General features: G+C 57.6%; 18 protein-coding genes and 1 tRNA gene. 10 read left to right on the top strand and 9 right to left on the bottom strand.

The genetic code is table 11. The features are described from left to right. Positions 1-55 precede the first annotated feature (55 nt). The 3 genes from G6L97_RS13265 (at position 56) to lepA (ending at position 3,430) form a co-directional block, all read left to right on the top strand. Positions 56-664 (top strand): GNAT family N-acetyltransferase, encoded by a 609-nt coding sequence (locus G6L97_RS13265; RefSeq protein ID WP_162686709.1) that lies wholly within the window; start codon positions 56-58, stop codon positions 662-664. Continuing rightward, positions 661-1,530 carry a carbon-nitrogen hydrolase family protein gene (locus G6L97_RS13260; protein ID WP_003514598.1) on the top strand — a complete coding sequence of 290 codons (870 nt, stop codon included), beginning with the start codon at positions 661-663 and terminating at the stop codon, positions 1,528-1,530. The genes G6L97_RS13265 and G6L97_RS13260 overlap by 4 nt, the downstream gene beginning before the upstream one ends. Positions 1,531-1,591: 61 nt before the next feature. Next, positions 1,592-3,430 (top strand): translation elongation factor 4, encoded by a 1,839-nt coding sequence (gene lepA, locus G6L97_RS13255; RefSeq protein ID WP_025592156.1) that lies wholly within the window; start codon positions 1,592-1,594, stop codon positions 3,428-3,430. Between the two features lie 71 nt (positions 3,431-3,501). On the opposite strand, the gene G6L97_RS13250 is transcribed toward lepA, so the two are convergent. Then, positions 3,502-3,909 carry a DUF2000 family protein gene (locus G6L97_RS13250; RefSeq protein ID WP_003514594.1) on the bottom strand — a complete coding sequence of 136 codons (408 nt, stop codon included), beginning with the start codon at positions 3,907-3,909 and terminating at the stop codon, positions 3,502-3,504. A gap of 94 nt (positions 3,910-4,003) precedes the next feature. On the opposite strand from G6L97_RS13250, the gene G6L97_RS13245 reads away from it, so the two are divergent. After that, positions 4,004-4,786 carry an AraC family transcriptional regulator gene (locus tag G6L97_RS13245; protein WP_162686726.1) on the top strand — a complete coding sequence of 261 codons (783 nt, stop codon included), beginning with the start codon at positions 4,004-4,006 and terminating at the stop codon, positions 4,784-4,786. Here the strand turns inward: G6L97_RS13245 and G6L97_RS13240 are convergent, their stop codons facing one another. Then, positions 4,787-5,674, bottom strand: a complete 888-nt coding sequence (locus tag G6L97_RS13240; RefSeq protein ID WP_111782888.1) for an NAD(P)/FAD-dependent oxidoreductase — start codon at positions 5,672-5,674, stop codon at positions 4,787-4,789. A 150-nt stretch (positions 5,675-5,824) separates the two neighbouring features. Here G6L97_RS13240 and G6L97_RS13235 point away from each other — a divergent pair, with 150 nt between their 5' ends. Next, positions 5,825-6,283 carry an Rrf2 family transcriptional regulator gene (locus G6L97_RS13235; RefSeq protein WP_019564490.1) on the top strand — a complete coding sequence of 153 codons (459 nt, stop codon included), beginning with the start codon at positions 5,825-5,827 and terminating at the stop codon, positions 6,281-6,283. A 70-nt stretch (positions 6,284-6,353) separates the two neighbouring features. Here G6L97_RS13235 and G6L97_RS13230 read toward each other — a convergent pair whose 3' ends face one another. After that, positions 6,354-6,671, bottom strand: a complete 318-nt coding sequence (locus tag G6L97_RS13230; protein ID WP_003514590.1) for a hypothetical protein — start codon at positions 6,669-6,671, stop codon at positions 6,354-6,356. Between the two features lie 88 nt (positions 6,672-6,759). After that, positions 6,760-8,157: an aminotransferase-like domain-containing protein gene (locus G6L97_RS13225; protein WP_162686708.1), complete on the bottom strand. Its 1,398-nt coding sequence runs from the start codon at positions 8,155-8,157 to the stop codon at positions 6,760-6,762. A gap of 116 nt (positions 8,158-8,273) precedes the next feature. On the opposite strand from G6L97_RS13225, the gene G6L97_RS13220 reads away from it, so the two are divergent. Further along, complete coding sequence (locus G6L97_RS13220) at positions 8,274-9,149, top strand: DMT family transporter (protein ID WP_003514586.1); 876 nt, start codon at positions 8,274-8,276, stop codon at positions 9,147-9,149. Between the two features lie 11 nt (positions 9,150-9,160). Here the strand turns inward: G6L97_RS13220 and G6L97_RS13215 are convergent, their stop codons facing one another. From G6L97_RS13215 to G6L97_RS13200, 4 genes are all read right to left on the bottom strand, one after another. Then, a complete protein-coding gene (locus G6L97_RS13215; protein ID WP_174002567.1) occupies positions 9,161-10,258 on the bottom strand; it encodes a glycoside hydrolase family 25 protein in 1,098 nt (365 codons plus the stop codon). Between the two features lie 177 nt (positions 10,259-10,435). Further along, positions 10,436-10,624, bottom strand: coding sequence for a YegP family protein (locus G6L97_RS13210; protein ID WP_111782890.1), 189 nt, complete (start codon positions 10,622-10,624; stop codon positions 10,436-10,438). Positions 10,625-10,710: 86 nt separating this feature from the next. After that, positions 10,711-11,409 carry a type 1 glutamine amidotransferase gene (locus G6L97_RS13205; protein ID WP_162686707.1) on the bottom strand — a complete coding sequence of 233 codons (699 nt, stop codon included), beginning with the start codon at positions 11,407-11,409 and terminating at the stop codon, positions 10,711-10,713. Between the two features lie 138 nt (positions 11,410-11,547). After that, complete coding sequence (locus tag G6L97_RS13200; protein WP_003514571.1) at positions 11,548-11,997, bottom strand: DoxX family protein; 450 nt, start codon at positions 11,995-11,997, stop codon at positions 11,548-11,550. A 145-nt stretch (positions 11,998-12,142) separates the two neighbouring features. On the opposite strand from G6L97_RS13200, the gene G6L97_RS13195 reads away from it, so the two are divergent. Together G6L97_RS13195 and G6L97_RS13190 are read left to right on the top strand one after the other, a co-directional pair. Beyond that, on the top strand, positions 12,143-12,448 hold the full coding sequence (locus G6L97_RS13195) for a SelT/SelW/SelH family protein (RefSeq protein WP_003514570.1): 306 nt from the start codon (positions 12,143-12,145) through the stop codon (positions 12,446-12,448). Positions 12,449-12,568: 120 nt separating this feature from the next. Further along, positions 12,569-12,655, top strand: a tRNA-Leu gene (locus G6L97_RS13190). Between the two features lie 240 nt (positions 12,656-12,895). Here the strand turns inward: G6L97_RS13190 and G6L97_RS13185 are convergent. After that, positions 12,896-13,279, bottom strand: coding sequence for a pilus assembly protein N-terminal domain-containing protein (locus G6L97_RS13185; RefSeq protein WP_046205577.1), 384 nt, complete (start codon positions 13,277-13,279; stop codon positions 12,896-12,898). 445 nt (positions 13,280-13,724) lie between these two features. On the opposite strand from G6L97_RS13185, the gene G6L97_RS13180 reads away from it, so the two are divergent. Continuing rightward, a complete protein-coding gene (locus G6L97_RS13180) occupies positions 13,725-13,913 on the top strand; it encodes a Flp family type IVb pilin (protein WP_019564496.1) in 189 nt (62 codons plus the stop codon). Between the two features lie 102 nt (positions 13,914-14,015). Then, positions 14,016-14,528: an A24 family peptidase gene (locus tag G6L97_RS13175; protein ID WP_111782950.1), complete on the top strand. Its 513-nt coding sequence runs from the start codon at positions 14,016-14,018 to the stop codon at positions 14,526-14,528. Positions 14,529-14,546 lie beyond the last annotated feature (18 nt).

The following is a 14,546-nucleotide window of genomic DNA, read 5'->3' as shown; positions in this document are numbered from 1 at the left end:
CTTGCGCGGGTTTTCCATGACGGTATAACCAGTGCAACCGAAAGTGAAAATGCCCATGACCGTCGAAATCAAGTCTCTTTCCGGCATCGAGGCCGCGCCCTATTTCGATGACCTTGCGCGCTTGCGGATCAAAGTGTTTCGCGCCTTTCCCTATCTCTATGACGGATCGCTGGATTACGAGCGCAAATATCTCGCCACCTATGCCGACACGAAAGGCGCGGTTTTCGTGCTGGCGCTGGATGGCGCACACGTGGTGGGCATGTCCACCGGCATGCCGATGGCGGCCGAGACCGACGAGGTGAAGGCGCCCTTCCTGAAGGCGGGTTACGATCCGGACCGGATATTTTACTTCGGCGAAAGCGTGCTTCTGCCCAGCTATCGCGGGCATGGCATCGGGGTGCGGTTCTTTGCGGAGCGGGAGGCGCATGCGAGCAAGCTCGGCTTCAACTGCTGCACCTTCTGCGCGGTCGAGCGCCCCGCCGACCACCCGCGCCGGCCATTGGATTACGTGCCGCTGAATGCCTTCTGGGAAAAACGCGGCTATCGCCATCACCCGGAATTGCACACCAGCTTCACCTGGCGGGATCTAGACGAGAGCACCGAAAGCCCAAAGCCCCTGTCCTTCTGGATGAAGACCATTGCTGTCGGAGAGGAAAACAGATGACGAAACTCGCCGCCAGCCAATATGCCATCGAACTCATCGAGACATGGGAAGGCTATGCCGCCCATCTTTCCGCCATCGTGCGCGAGGCGAAAGAAAAAGGCGCCGAGCTGCTGCTGTTGCCGGAATATTCGGCCATGACGCTGACCGGGCAGTTGCCGCCCGATGCGCGCTCGGACCTGCACCGCTCCATCGAAGAGATACAGCCGCTCATCCCCTCATGGGTCGAGCTTTGTGAAGAGCTGGCGCGGCAACATCAAATCCTGTTTCAGCCGGGCAGCGCGCCAGTGAAAGACAAGGACGGCAAGTTCCGCAACCGCGCATGGCTGTTCGGCCCCAACGGACTGATCGGGTATCAGGACAAGCAGATCATGACGCGCTTCGAGCGGGAGCAATGGAACATCCATGCCGGCATCGAGGGCCTGAAAGCCTTCGAGACGCCGATCGGCAGGCTCGGCATCCTCATCTGTTACGACAACGAGTTCCCGATGCTTGGCCGGAAGCTGGCCGAGCTTGGCGTCGAACTGGTTCTCGCTCCCAGCTGCACCGATACGCTGGCCGGCGCCTACCGGGTGCGCATCGGCGCGCAGGCGCGGGCGTTGGAAAACCAATATGCCGTTCTCTCCTCCCCCACGGCGGGTGAGGCTCCATGGTCTCCCGCCGTCGATGAAAATCGTGGCCGCGCAGCACTTTACGTGCCATCCGACTATGGCATGCCGGCATCGGGTATCGTCGCGGAAAGCGAAAGCGATGCGGTGACACACAGCACGTTGCTGATCGCCGATATCGACCTTGCTGCCGTGGCCAAGCTTAGAACCGAAGGACAAGTGGCCACCCGCCGCGACTGGCCGGAGCAGTTTGCGATCTGAAAAGCCCATTTTAAAGGGCTTTTAACCAAATTCCCGCTTTGCGGCATGAGAAGCCCCTGCTATAGCGCGGGGCATGAGCACAAATTCGACCCGCACGCCCCTGGACCATATCCGCAACTTCTCGATCGTTGCCCACATCGATCACGGCAAATCGACGCTGGCCGACCGGTTGATCCAGTCGACAGGCGGCCTTGCCGAGCGCGATATGTCGGAACAGGTTCTCGATTCGATGGATATCGAACGCGAGCGCGGCATCACCATCAAGGCCCAGACCGTGCGCCTGCACTACAAGGCGAATAACGGCGAAACCTATGTGCTGAACCTCATCGACACGCCCGGCCACGTCGACTTTGCCTACGAAGTGTCCCGCTCGCTTTCGGCCTGCGAAGGTTCGCTGCTGGTGGTGGACGCATCTCAGGGGGTGGAAGCCCAGACGCTGGCCAACGTTTATCAGGCGATCGACAATAATCACGAGCTGGTGACGGTCTTAAACAAGATCGACCTGCCTGCCGCCGAACCCGACCGCATCAAGGAACAGATCGAGGAAGTAATCGGCATCGATGCTTCCGAAGCTGTGTTGATTTCGGCCAAGACCGGGCTTGGCATCCCCGATGTTCTCGAAGCCATCGTCAACCGCCTGCCACCGCCGAAGAGCGAAGTCGGCGAGAACGGGCCGCTCAAGGCGCTGCTCGTCGACAGCTGGTACGACACCTATTTGGGCGTCATGGTTCTGGTGCGCGTCATCGACGGCGTGCTGACCAAGGGCCAGCAGATCCGCATGATGGGTTCCGGCGCGAAATACGGCGTCGAGCGCGTTGGCGTACTTACCCCGAAGATGGTCAATGTCGACAGCCTCGGCCCCGGCGAGATCGGTTTCATCACCGCCTCGATCAAGGAAGTCGCCGATACGCGTGTTGGCGATACCATTACCGACGACAAGCGCCCGACGGCGCAGGCCCTGCCCGGCTTCAAGCCAGCGCAGCCCGTGGTTTTCTGCGGCCTCTTCCCTGTTGATGCAGCCGACTTCGAAGATCTGCGCGCGGCGGTGGGCAAGCTTCGCCTCAACGACGCCTCCTTCTCCTTCGAAATGGAATCGTCTGCCGCTCTCGGCTTTGGTTTCCGTTGCGGCTTCCTCGGTCTGCTGCATCTTGAAATCATTCAGGAACGCCTCGAGCGCGAGTTCAATCTCGATCTCGTCGCCACAGCACCTTCGGTCGTCTATGAAATGACGCTGACGGATGGCACCGAGAAGGAACTGCACAACCCGGCGGATATGCCTGATGTCGTGAAGATCAAGGAAATCCGCGAACCGTGGATCAAGGCGACGATCCTGACACCCGACGAATATCTCGGTGGTATCCTGAAACTCTGTCAGGACCGGCGCGGCCTGCAGACGGAGCTGACCTATGTCGGCAACCGCGCGATGATCACCTATGAATTGCCGCTCAACGAAGTGGTGTTCGATTTCTACGACCGCCTGAAATCCATCTCGAAGGGTTACGCCTCGTTCGACTACAACATTATCGACTATCGTGAAGGCGATCTCGTCAAGATGTCGATCCTCGTGAACGGCGACCCGGTAGACGCACTCTCCATGCTGGTCCACCGCTCGGCGGCTGACCGGCGCGGACGCGGCATGTGCGAAAAGCTGAAGGAACTCATTCCGCCACACATGTTCCAGATCCCGATCCAGGCGGCCATTGGCGGCAAGGTCATCGCCCGCGAAACCGTGCGCGCGTTGCGCAAGGACGTGACGGCGAAGTGCTACGGTGGCGATGCGACGCGTAAACGCAAACTTCTGGACAAGCAGAAGGAAGGCAAAAAGCGCATGCGCCAGTTCGGCAAGGTGGAGATTCCGCAGGAAGCTTTCATCGCTGCGCTGAAGATGAACGACGAATAAGCGGCCGCTAAATCGTCGCTGATTTGACAAGGGAGGCTCACGGCCTCCCTTTTTACATTCACGGCAGCTGCTCAGGCATGCAGCTTCGCGCCCTTGGTAATCTTGTCTACGATTTTCTTGTCCGCCCTAAGCGCCATGCCGACGACCTTTGCATTGTCGGGAGAAAATTCCGAAAACACCTGGCGGTTGGCAACATCATGACCGGTTGCGAACATTTCCTCGATATAGAGCGATGTCGTGACCTCGCGTTCCAGGGATCGCTGATGGATTTTGCGCAGTGCCTCCTGATCCGTGGCCATGACGACTATCGGCTGGACGGACAGGGGATTGTAGACGTTACCCGCCCCGTCGCGGTATGGTTCCCCGATGATCTCTCTGGTCTGGGCGACGATGCCGGACATGAGAAATGCGGTGACGTTCAGTTTTTGCCACACGGCAAGGTCATCACGAAGGATGACGGCGATCTTGGTATCAAACATGCGAACTCAATCTGGCTGTGGTTACGAAAGAGAAGCGACCCTAGCCCCTCAGGGTACGAGCGATCTTGAACGTTCGTGCAAATTCGAGGGGATCGTGCAGGCCCCTTCCAGCGAAGGGATCGAGCGCATTGAAGCGCGCTTTCACGGCAACGCCTATGCACCCCATCGCCATGACACCTATGCGCTCGGTGTGACGCTTTCCGGCGTCCAGACCTTTTCCTATCGTGGCACATCGCATTTCAGCACGCCCGGAAAGGTTATCGTGCTGCATCCGGACGAAGTTCACGATGGTGGTGCCGGCACCGACGAAGGTCTGCGCTACCGTATGCTCTACCTTCCGCCGGAAAAAACCATGGAGGTGGCGACCGGATTTCACGCGCTGCCATTTGCAAAAAACCCCGTCATCGAAGACGATGAGTTCCGGCAATGCCTGATAGAGGCTCTCGGCAATCTCGAAGGCGAGCCGGACAATCTGCTCCTGACCGACTGGCAATCGAGACTGTCGGATCTGCTCTGGAAGCATTCGAACGGAAGCAAGAGAACAATCAAGCGGCTTGACCGGATCGCCGTTTTCCGTTGCCGGGATTACCTGCTGGAGAACAGCGCGCTTGCCGTCAGCTCAGAGAAGCTGGAGCAAATAAGCGGGTTAGATCGCTTCACGCTCTTTCGGCACTTCCGCTCCCTGTTTGGCACGAGCCCGCACCGTTATCTCATCATGCGACGTCTGCAAAAATGCAAGGACATGATGCGGGCGGGTGCGGGTCTTGCGGAAACGGCGTTTGCCTGCGGCTTTGCAGATCAGGCGCATTTTACCCGCCACTTCAAGAATGCCTTCGGAATGCCTCCGGGGCGCTGGCTAAGCCTTGTTTCGCACTGATCATTCCGGAAACATGATCGACCTGTGAGCCGCAGTCCCTGCCATGGCGCCATCGCCCACGGAAAGAGCGACCGAGCCAGCGGGCCTTGCCACATCACCGCATGCGAAGATTCCGCGCACTGTCGTCTGTTTCATGGCATCCGTCACGATGCTTGACCCCATCGGCCCTTCTTCCACGGTGCAGCCGAGCTTTTCGATCCAATCCGAGGCAATCCGCAATTTCGGTTGCGTGAAAAGACCGGCCAAAGCAATGCTGCGCCCATCCGCAAGAACGACATCCGCATGCCCTGCGATCTCTCTGATACGCTCTTTTTCCACCCGAACGCCCCGGGCTGACAAAAGCGCATTCTGTTCAGCATCCGGCACGAATATACCGTTGGTAAAAAAGGTCGTTTCACCCCAGTCCGGAAGCATCAGTGCATGGTGGATGGCCAGCGGTGAGGCCGCGATGACGCCGATCCTGCGCTGATCCAGTTCGTATCCGTGGCAATAGGGGCAATGGAAGACGGCGCTGCCCCAGCGTTCCTTCAGCCCGGCTATATCAGGCAGTTCATCCGTAACGCCTGTGGCAAGGATTAGTCTGGCCGCCCTTTCGCGGCGATTGCCATCGATCTCGATGACGAAGTCATCGAATGATCCTTCGGCATTCGTTACCCTGCCCTTTGCCCAGTGTATCGTCGGGTAGCGCTCGATCTGGCGGCGTGCCTCGGCGATGATGTCGCCCGGCGCCTTGCCGTCCTGTCCGAGAAAACCGTGGGAATGGCTGGCGAAGCGATTTCTCCGCTCACCCGCATCCACCACCAAGATGTTTTTTCTCGCGCGCCCGAGCTGCAGGGCGGCGGACAGGCCCGCATAGCTGCCGCCGATGATGATGACGTCGTATTTCATGATGCACCTATCGTTCACCGAGCCGGAAGCGCCCGTTCGTTTCACGATACTTATATTGTTACATGAATTTTAGAGTCAATAGTCACGCAACTTATATTGTTACGTCATATGCTAACTGGTAATGTCGCGAAAAACAGGCGGATTTCACCGATGAGACACGACACGCGCCTTTCACGGGTGCTGCATATTCTGATCCATATGGAGAAACACGAGGGTGCGGCGACCTCGGAAAGCATCGCGGCGATGTTGCAGACGAACCCGGTGGTGGTGCGCAGAACCATGGCGGGCTTGCGGGAGCACGGTTACGTGTCGTCGGAAAAAGGCCATGGCGGTGGCTGGGTTCTGGCGCGACCGCTCAGCGAAATCACGCTGCTCGATATTTACCGGGCGCTTGGCGCGCCGGAATTGTTCTCGATTGGGCTGGCAGGAGATAATCCTAACTGCGTCATAGAGCAGGCCGTCAATGCTGCCCTTTTCGACGCCATGAACGAGGCGGAGACCATTCTCCTGTCCCGCTTCGGAAACATTACGCTTTCGGCGCTGGCGGAGGAATCGATGGGCCGCTGGTCCAGATTGTCCAACCACCCCTCCGCGATGGATCAGCTCTAACGCCGCAGAGTTGGCGCAATAAAAAACCGCCTGCCGGAAGGCAGGCGGTTTTGTCAGATGATCTAACCCATTACGGCTGCGTCTGCGTGCCGCCGGTATTCGGGCTTGCCGGTGCTGCATTGTTGGCAGGCGGTGTTGCCGGGACAGTCGGAGTCACGGGCGCCGGTGCCTGTTGCGTTGCCGCAGGCGGCATGGTCGAGGATGTCGTGGCCGGATCGGTGTTCGGGCCGCTCATCTGCGACCAGGCAAAAACGCCTACCAATGCGACAACGAGAATCGCCAGCCATGGCATCCAGGACGGAGACTTGCGGGCAAGCGGTTCATTGCTGATATTCAGTTCCGGACGAAGATCACGGTCCGGGCGCGGATTGTTTGGATCGAATGTCATGGTATTTCCTCCTCTTCATTCTGAGAAGAAAACGGCGTTCACGGGATTTTGTTCCGATTCTCCTCGGCCAGCACGATATGGGCGACAATTACGCGCTCTGCCTGAGGGCATCTGCCAGCACCGCCATGACCTGAGGAGCGGCCATTTGCGACACATTGAAACGCATGAAAGCGGATGCGTTCTGCGCGGAGCTAAAAACATTGCCGGGTGCCAGCACCACCTGTTGCGCCAGTGCCCGACGTGCAACATCGGCGGCGTCGACCCCCTCCGGCAGGCGGCACCATAAGAACATGCCCGCCTGCGGTTCGATCCACGGCACACATCCAAGCGCTTTCAAACGCGCCGCCGCCTCAGGCACCGCCGCCGCGAGACGCTGTCGAAGAGCCTCGACATGCTTGCGATAACTACCGTCAGTCAAAAGCGACAGGATCAATGCAGCCGAAAAATTTGCTCCACCAAAAGCAGTGGCAATCTTGAGATCGGTCAGGGCTTCCACCCATGCCGGAGGCGCTGCGATGAAACCGCACCGCACGGAAGCAGACAGGGTTTTAGAAAAACTGCCGATCTGGACGACCCGGTTCAGACCATCGAAAGCAGCCAGCCGTGGTGCCGCCTGCGTTTCAAAATCGGCAAAAATATCATCCTCGATGATGGTGAGGCCCGCCTGTTCGGCCAGCATCAGCAGGCGATGGGCGGAAACGGCGGAAAGCCTTGCGCCTGTCGGATTATGGATCGCGGAATTGGTGATATAAAGGCGCGGCTGATGCTCTTTCACTGCCTGCTCGAAAAGCGGCAGGTCCGGTCCAGCCGGCGTATAGGGCACACCAACGATTTTCACCCGATGCGCCCGCAAGAGAGCGCGGAAGTTAAAATAGCAGGGATCATCGACAATCACCGTATCCCCTGGCTGCAACAGGAAACGACACAGGAGATCGATCGCCTGCGTGCCGGAATCGGTGAGCATGATCTGGCTGGCGCCCGCCTGGACGCCATGTTCGGCAAGTCTGCGGGACAAAAGCTGGCGTAGCGGCAAGAGCCCCATCGGGCTCGCATAATCCGTCAGCAAGGAAGCATCCGCGCGGGCAAGCCCCCTCATCGCCCGCCGTAGCGCTTGCTCCGGCATCCATGACGCTGGAAGCCAGCCGCAGCCGGGCTTGGCAAGCGCCGCCCCCTCGTCCAGCGCCTGGCGCGACACCCAGAGCGGATCCACCGCCCTGTCCAGCCGAGGCTCGATATCGGCCAGAGACAGGGGCGCTAGCGGACCCGCCACATAAAATCCCGAACCCGGTCGCGAGCTTATGGTGCCATCGGCAACCAGCCGGTCATAGGCCTCGACGACGGTTGAAGTGGAGACCTGCATGGCTTTTGCAAGCGCTCGAACGGATGGCAATCTGGCGCCGGGAACGAGGCTTCGCGAGGCGATGCGTTGCCGCATGCTGGTCATCACCTGTTCTATGCGCGTTCCAGTCGCGAGTTGTCCGTCCACATTTCTCTCCAACCGTACCGTCCAAATAACCATAACAGTTTCTTGAAATTGTATATGATTGTCGCTGTTTTCACCAGCCGTTCCGGATCAAGAAAGGGAAATTGCAGGAGACGGTCATGGACAAGACGACAAGCGGTTGGCTGAGCGGCCTTATCGGCGTGGTGATATTCAGCGGCTCGCTGCCCGCCACGCGGGTTGCGGTAACGGGTTTCGATCCGGTGTTCCTGACCCTCGCCCGCGCCAGCATAGCCGGCCTTCTGGCGCTCGCTTTGCTTTTTGTGTTCCGGCAAAAACGCCCGGCGCGCGATGATATGGCATCCCTTTTCATCGTGTCCTTCGGCGTGGTGGTTGGCTTCCCGCTGTTGACTGCCCTCGCCTTGCGGCACATCACCTCGGCCCACTCCATCGTCTTTGTTGGGCTTTTGCCGCTCGCAACCGCGGTTTTTGCCGTACTGCGTGGGGGAGAACGCCCTCGGCCCGCCTTCTGGTTCTTTTCCTGCCTGGGCAGCGTTCTCGTTGCCGGCTTTTCATTGTCGAATTCGCTGGCCTCCGGGCTCGGAGCATCACTTGCCGGCGATCTCTTGATGCTGGGCGCGATTATCGTCTGTGGGCTGGGATATGCCGAGGGTGCTGCCCTTTCCCGCAAACTGGGGGGCTGGCAGGTCATCTCATGGGCACTGGTGCTCTCCCTGCCTCTGATGCTGCCGCTTGCCTTTTTCACAGGGCCGCAAACCCTCGCAGGCATCGACCCGCAGGCCTGGGGCGGCCTCGCCTATGTCTCGCTGTTCAGCATGCTGATCGGCTTCATCTTCTGGTATCGCGGGCTGGCGCTTGGCGGCATTGCCGCGGTGGGCCAGCTGCAATTGCTGCAGCCGTTCTTCGGGCTGGTGCTTGCAGCAACCCTGCTTCACGAGGAGGTCAGCCCTGCGATGATCGCCATCACGCTCGTGGTGGTGCTCTGCGTTGCCGGCGCGCGAAAATTTTCGCGCTGACGCCCGCCCCGTCAACTCGAGCGGCGGTCTACCCAGCGATGCCAGGCATCCTCGCTGCCGTTGAAGACATTGAGATCGATGCGTCCATCGACACCATGCGACAGGCCGGAGCCGGAATATTGCCAGAACAACCACTTGCGGCCGGGATAGACCACGGACGGATGCTGGGCAACGGCGCGCAGCCAGAAGGGATAGTCCTGGAACTCGCCGGTCAGATTGTCCTTATAAAAATCGGGCGCCGTATAGATAATCGGACGCTGGCCGTAATGGCGCTCCAGCTTATCCATGAACACGCGCATCTTTTCCAGAATACGCTCACGGGAATGGCGCATCTTGCAGCTCGATTCGCCGTTATATTCCACGTCGATCACCGGCGGCAGCGCATCCGGATCGCGCGGTACGTTGCGCATGAACCAATCCGCCTGCTCGCCGGCCGACCGGCACCAGTAGAAGAAATGGTAGGCGCCACGACGGATGCCCGCTTCCTTTGCACGCTGCCAGTTGGTGCGGAACATCGGGTCAAGATGATCGCCGCCATCCGTCGCCTTGATGAAGGCGAAGTTGGCGCCGCGTGTGCGCAGCTGCGGCCAGTCTATATTGGCCTGCCAGCGCGAGACATCCACCCCGTGGACCTGAAAATGGCGCGGCTGGACCCTGCCGAAATTGATGGGTTTGGCATCGCTGAAGCTGGAGCGGAAAATGCGCGAACGGATCTGCGCACCGGCACTGGCCGCCGGGGCTGCAGCCATGGCCAATTGTACCGGACGCTCCATCGGACGCTCTGCCGGTCGTACCATTCCAGCCTGTGACGGTGACGGCAAACGGGTTTCAAGCGCGTTCTGCGGCACGGGCGCTCGTGGGGTAACGGCTGAAAAGGCCTTTGGCTCTTCGGGCACCGGCCCGCCCCATGCCAGAACTTCCTGTCGCGGCTGGGCCGTGATGGGTTGGCTGCCCACGCTTGCCTGCGGCACCGGCGCGGATGGCGTAACCGAGCTCGTGGTTTCCTTCGACGGCAGGCCGGCCATCAGGCTTTCCGGCCCGGAACTGGACGTACAGCCACCAAGCAGAAGGCAACCGAAGAGAAGTGCTGGCACAGCCGATGAACGCATGAGAACCCGTACGCAAAACAATCCAGGGGCACTCTGACGCCGCCCGGGAACCTCGAAATACAATTGCTAACGGAAGATTATCAAAAAAGACTGAATCTTATCTTTACGCCGACACCTTCCAACGCGCCCGTCATTTCTGGCAGGAGAATGCCTCGAGGTTTCGCGAAACGGAGAGCTTCAGGCGGTCATCGTGCTCAGATCGACCGTATCGGCGCCGGGGGAATTTTTCTTGATCGATTCGATGGCGTGGATGGCCGATGCCTTGGCCTTGTATCCTTCGGAGGAAAACATCGTTTCCCCGTTGGATGCTTTGAAGCGGAAGCGATATACCCCGGCCCTGTCCTGATAGATTTCGAATTTATACATGATCTTGGTGCCTCCTTGGCAAACGTCGGTGAAACACACTCAATTCTGAGCGGCCTTGGCCATATTCGCAACCGATAATTGCCAGATCAGACAAGCCGTACCCAGGCACGGGCAATTTCCAGACCGGTCGCATCGGCCACATCTGCACGCCCGCCACGGTGATCGTGGTAATTGTTCATCCAGCCGGGCGCCATTTTTTCGACGGAAGCCGGGAATGCCTCACACCATCCGTCTACCACGGCCGTGGATGCCTCAAAATGAAATTGCGTGCCATAGGCAGCGCGGCCAACGCGAAAAGCCTGATTTCGCGTTGCACCATTGGTCGCAAGTCTCGTTGCCTCGGGCGGAAGCGTGAATGTGTCGCAATGCCACTGAAAAATGGGAAATGTCTTGTCGAGCCCCGCCAAGAGCGGATCGGACACGCCCTCTTCCGTGAGGGATACGTCTTCCCAGCCGAATTCGGGCGGGCCGGCCAGAATATTCTCTCCGCCATAGGCGCGCGCCAGCAACTGGCTGCCGAGACAGACGCCCATCACGGCCTTGTCCGCATCGCCAAACGCTTTCATCAAAAGTGCGAGGTCTGGAAGATAGGGATAAAGCACGTCGTCAAGAGCGTTCTGCTCCCCGCCCAAAACGACGAGCGCATCGTGTGCAGCTGCATCGAGAGGAAGAGGCTCACCCGCATAGGCGCGGATGACATGCACGTCAGCCCCTGCCTCTTCCAGAGCGACGCCGATCTGTCCATGCGGCGTGCCCGCCATGTTTTCGATAATTGCAACGCGCATGGGGCCTCTTGCCGACAACGGGGAATTCGATCGGCCGGTATCGCCGATCGAATTCAGCTTCACCACGAGAAAAACGGATTTTCAAGAGGCGCAATATCGTCAGCAAGGCAATAAGCGGACAAGCCGGCCTGTGGCACCTTAAAATTCCCGCGACAGCTTCGCGTCGACGGAATGCCGGTTGCCGCCGCGGACAGCGAAGAACAGGAAAATGGCTGCCCAGAGAACTGATTTTTCCGCGCCACCCAGACCTTCCGCCTTTACGATACCGTGAAAATAGACCGTTACTAAAAGCACGATCATTGCGGCAAAGGATGCCGGCCGCGTGAACAGCCCAATGGCCACGAGAATTCCACCGAAAAATTCGGTGGCGGCCAGGAGAGGTGACCAGAATACACCCGGATAAAAGCCGAGGCTCTCCACCATGCCGACAGCCCCGAACGGATTGGCGATCTTGCCGAAGCCGTGGGTGACAAGAAGAAGCCCGGCCACGACGCGCAGAACGGTCTCCACCAGATCATGTGTCGAATTATAAAGAGGTGCGACCGCCGGAACGAAAAGACGCTGACGATTATTGTCGAACTGGGCCATGGGATCTCCGCGTTTTAGCCTTCGATGGCTTATCTGTTCGCAAAGCAGCATGATAAGAACAAGCATGCCGCAGGTAAAAACATGAGTGTCATAGTTGACATTATCGTGAGCATTATTGTCATCGGGCGCTGAAGGAGACGTGATCATGGCCGAGACCAAGCCCCGCATAACCATCCGCTACTGCACACAATGCAACTGGCTGCTTCGTGCGGGATGGATGGCGCAGGAGATTTTGCAAACCTTCGCTTCTGACATCGGCGAAGTCAGCCTCATTCCCTCAACGGGTGGCCTGTTCGAGATCACCGTTGATGGTGAAACCATATGGGAGCGCAAGCGCGATGGCGGTTTCCCCGGTCCAAAAGAGCTCAAACAGAGAATCCGCGATGTCATCGACCCGGAACGGGACCTAGGTCACGTCGACAGGACGAAGCATGAAGGGCTCGACAATTGACGCGGCAACATGTTTCAACAGCGTCTAACCAAGTTTTTTCCCTTTAAAATCAATGATCGTCATAAAAGTTCAAAAAGTCTGTTGACACCGGGCGGCTGCCCTCGTACATCGCTCTCCGTCGCCCAGATGGCGGAATTGGTAGACGCGCCAGCTTCAGGTGCTGGTACTCGCAAGGGTGTGGAGGTTCGAGTCCTCTTCTGGGCACCATTCCATTTTTGATCTTAGCCAGATCAAACACTTAGACGAAAAAACAGCAACATTCAGTCCTCCTGCAAAACGCAGGGGAACATGTTGCGGTTTTTCGTTTTGCTGGCGATCAACCCCGATTTTTCCCATAAAAATACTGCCCAGGACGAGCGCTAAGCCTTTGTCACTTTGACAAAATGCCAGCCATTCCCGCGCGCGGAATTCCGATATATTCAGACCTGGTATTGGGTTGCAGTTCGCTTAAGGCTGGGCGTCTTTGTCGCCACTGTTTTGCGAATGCTGTTCGCAATTCGGCGTACAGGAAAGCACGGTCCGTTCCGTCTGTCGAAAAACGCGAACCGTATTGCCCTCATCGATGGAGACGAGAATGCGCTCATCGACGATTGGATTGCCCTCGGCATCGAGAAGAACAAGATTCGTCGTGCCGAAACTGCGCCCGGTCAACACGATCGTGGTGGCATCGGCAACCGTCGCATCGGCGACTTTCGAGTTGCCGACAATAACCTTACTCACGGGGCGGTCGAGGCGAAGGACACGGGCGTGGTTCATCGAAACGCGCAATATGTCTTCCTGAGCAAAAACAGGCTGTAACGAACCCGATAGGATGACGGACAAGCCGACCACGATTTTCGCCAGTTTTCCGGATGACACGCGTTTCGCCCCTGCTCACTACCCGCACTTACTGTGCAGCAGAATGCGTGTTTTTAGTGAATGAAGCGTTAAATGATAGAGGCCCCTAATGTGAACGGTAACCATGCCTGACATGGCAACATTTTCGAGGTTCTCGCTGTCCCGCACCAAAACTGAACATCTATGTCTCACCGGAAGGACACTTTGCCGGAAATAAGAAACTGACAGTCTCTGGAATATATTTGTTTATCAGCAACTATAAAAATAGAGACAATACTTTTTTGTTTTGTTTACCAAGAGAAACTCATCCTGTCGTTTACTTTGGATTAATCCTCTTCTTTAAGCGCTTGGAAATCGCTCACCTGTAATTTGAACGCAACCGAACAACGGAAAACAGTTGTCGGCGTGCTGAACACAACACAAGAGTTAGGAGAGACCCATGACCAAGATTTTCGCTCGCTTCCTGAAAGATGAGTCCGGCGCAACGGCAATTGAATACGGCCTGATTGCTGCGCTTATTTCTGTTGCCATCATCGGCGGCGCCACGACGGTGGGCACGAAGCTCAATACCGTGTTCTCCAACCTTGGCACCAGAATTGGCAACAATACACCTTCCGCCACGAACTAAGCCTAGACGCGTGTAAATTAGATGTAAGTACGCCGCCAATAAGGCGGCGTACTTTTATTAAAAAACTTACGGTCTTGAACAGAAATGCCTTGGGAGGCGACCATGGTAATAGCTGCAATTTTCCTGATCGTACCCCTTTGTCTCGCCTTTGCCGCTCTCAACGATCTTTTCAGTATGACTATCCCCAACAGGATACCGCTTCTACTGCTCCTATCCTTTGCTGTGGTTGCCCCCTTTTCCGGCATGGACTGGCAGACTTATGTAATGAGCCTTGTTGCGGGTATTGTTGTATTGTTTTCTTGCTTTGCGCTATTCGCTACCAATGTCATGGGTGGAGGAGACGCAAAGTTATTGACTGCTGCAGCGGTCTGGTACGGCTTCAACATCTCCCTTATAGAATTTCTACTTTCGGTCACCTTCATCGGCGGTGTTCTAACGCTTGGAATCCTGCTTCTGCGATCGCGCTCGCAGGAAATCATGGCGGCCGGCATTCCCATTCCGGATTCCCTGCTGGTTGCGAAGAAAATCCCCTATGGCATAGGCATCGCCATTGCCGGGCTTTTGACCTATGGCGAAACACCAATTGTGAAAGCCGCCATCGCAAGTCTTTCCTGAGAAATCTGCGTTCACTGC

The organism is Agrobacterium tumefaciens (assembly GCF_013318015.2).
GTDB lineage: Bacteria > Pseudomonadota > Alphaproteobacteria > Rhizobiales > Rhizobiaceae > Agrobacterium > Agrobacterium tumefaciens.
Note: the sequence above shows the minus strand (reverse complement) of the source record. Positions and strands in the feature narration are given on the sequence as shown.

Bases quoted from the DNA above. Each gene is read 5' to 3' on its own strand.
- G6L97_RS13230 (WP_003514590.1), bottom strand. From the start codon at position 6,671: ATGACATTCGATCCAAACAATCCGCGCCCGGACCGTGATCTTCGTCCG.
- G6L97_RS13195 (WP_003514570.1), top strand. From the start codon at position 12,143: ATGGCCGAGACCAAGCCCCGCATAACCATCCGCTACTGCACACAATGC.
- G6L97_RS13200 (WP_003514571.1), bottom strand. From the start codon at position 11,997: ATGGCCCAGTTCGACAATAATCGTCAGCGTCTTTTCGTTCCGGCGGTC.
- G6L97_RS13240 (WP_111782888.1), bottom strand. From the start codon at position 5,674: ATGAAATACGACGTCATCATCATCGGCGGCAGCTATGCGGGCCTGTCC.
- G6L97_RS13235 (WP_019564490.1), top strand. From the start codon at position 5,825: ATGAGACACGACACGCGCCTTTCACGGGTGCTGCATATTCTGATCCAT.
- G6L97_RS13260 (WP_003514598.1), top strand. From the start codon at position 661: ATGACGAAACTCGCCGCCAGCCAATATGCCATCGAACTCATCGAGACA.
- G6L97_RS13215 (WP_174002567.1), bottom strand. From the start codon at position 10,258: ATGCGTTCATCGGCTGTGCCAGCACTTCTCTTCGGTTGCCTTCTGCTT.
- G6L97_RS13220 (WP_003514586.1), top strand. From the start codon at position 8,274: ATGGACAAGACGACAAGCGGTTGGCTGAGCGGCCTTATCGGCGTGGTG.
- G6L97_RS13265 (WP_162686709.1), top strand. From the start codon at position 56: ATGACCGTCGAAATCAAGTCTCTTTCCGGCATCGAGGCCGCGCCCTAT.
- G6L97_RS13175 (WP_111782950.1), top strand. From the start codon at position 14,016: ATGGTAATAGCTGCAATTTTCCTGATCGTACCCCTTTGTCTCGCCTTT.
- G6L97_RS13210 (WP_111782890.1), bottom strand. From the start codon at position 10,624: ATGTATAAATTCGAAATCTATCAGGACAGGGCCGGGGTATATCGCTTC.
- G6L97_RS13250 (WP_003514594.1), bottom strand. From the start codon at position 3,909: ATGTTTGATACCAAGATCGCCGTCATCCTTCGTGATGACCTTGCCGTG.
- G6L97_RS13180 (WP_019564496.1), top strand. From the start codon at position 13,725: ATGACCAAGATTTTCGCTCGCTTCCTGAAAGATGAGTCCGGCGCAACG.
- G6L97_RS13205 (WP_162686707.1), bottom strand. From the start codon at position 11,409: ATGCGCGTTGCAATTATCGAAAACATGGCGGGCACGCCGCATGGACAG.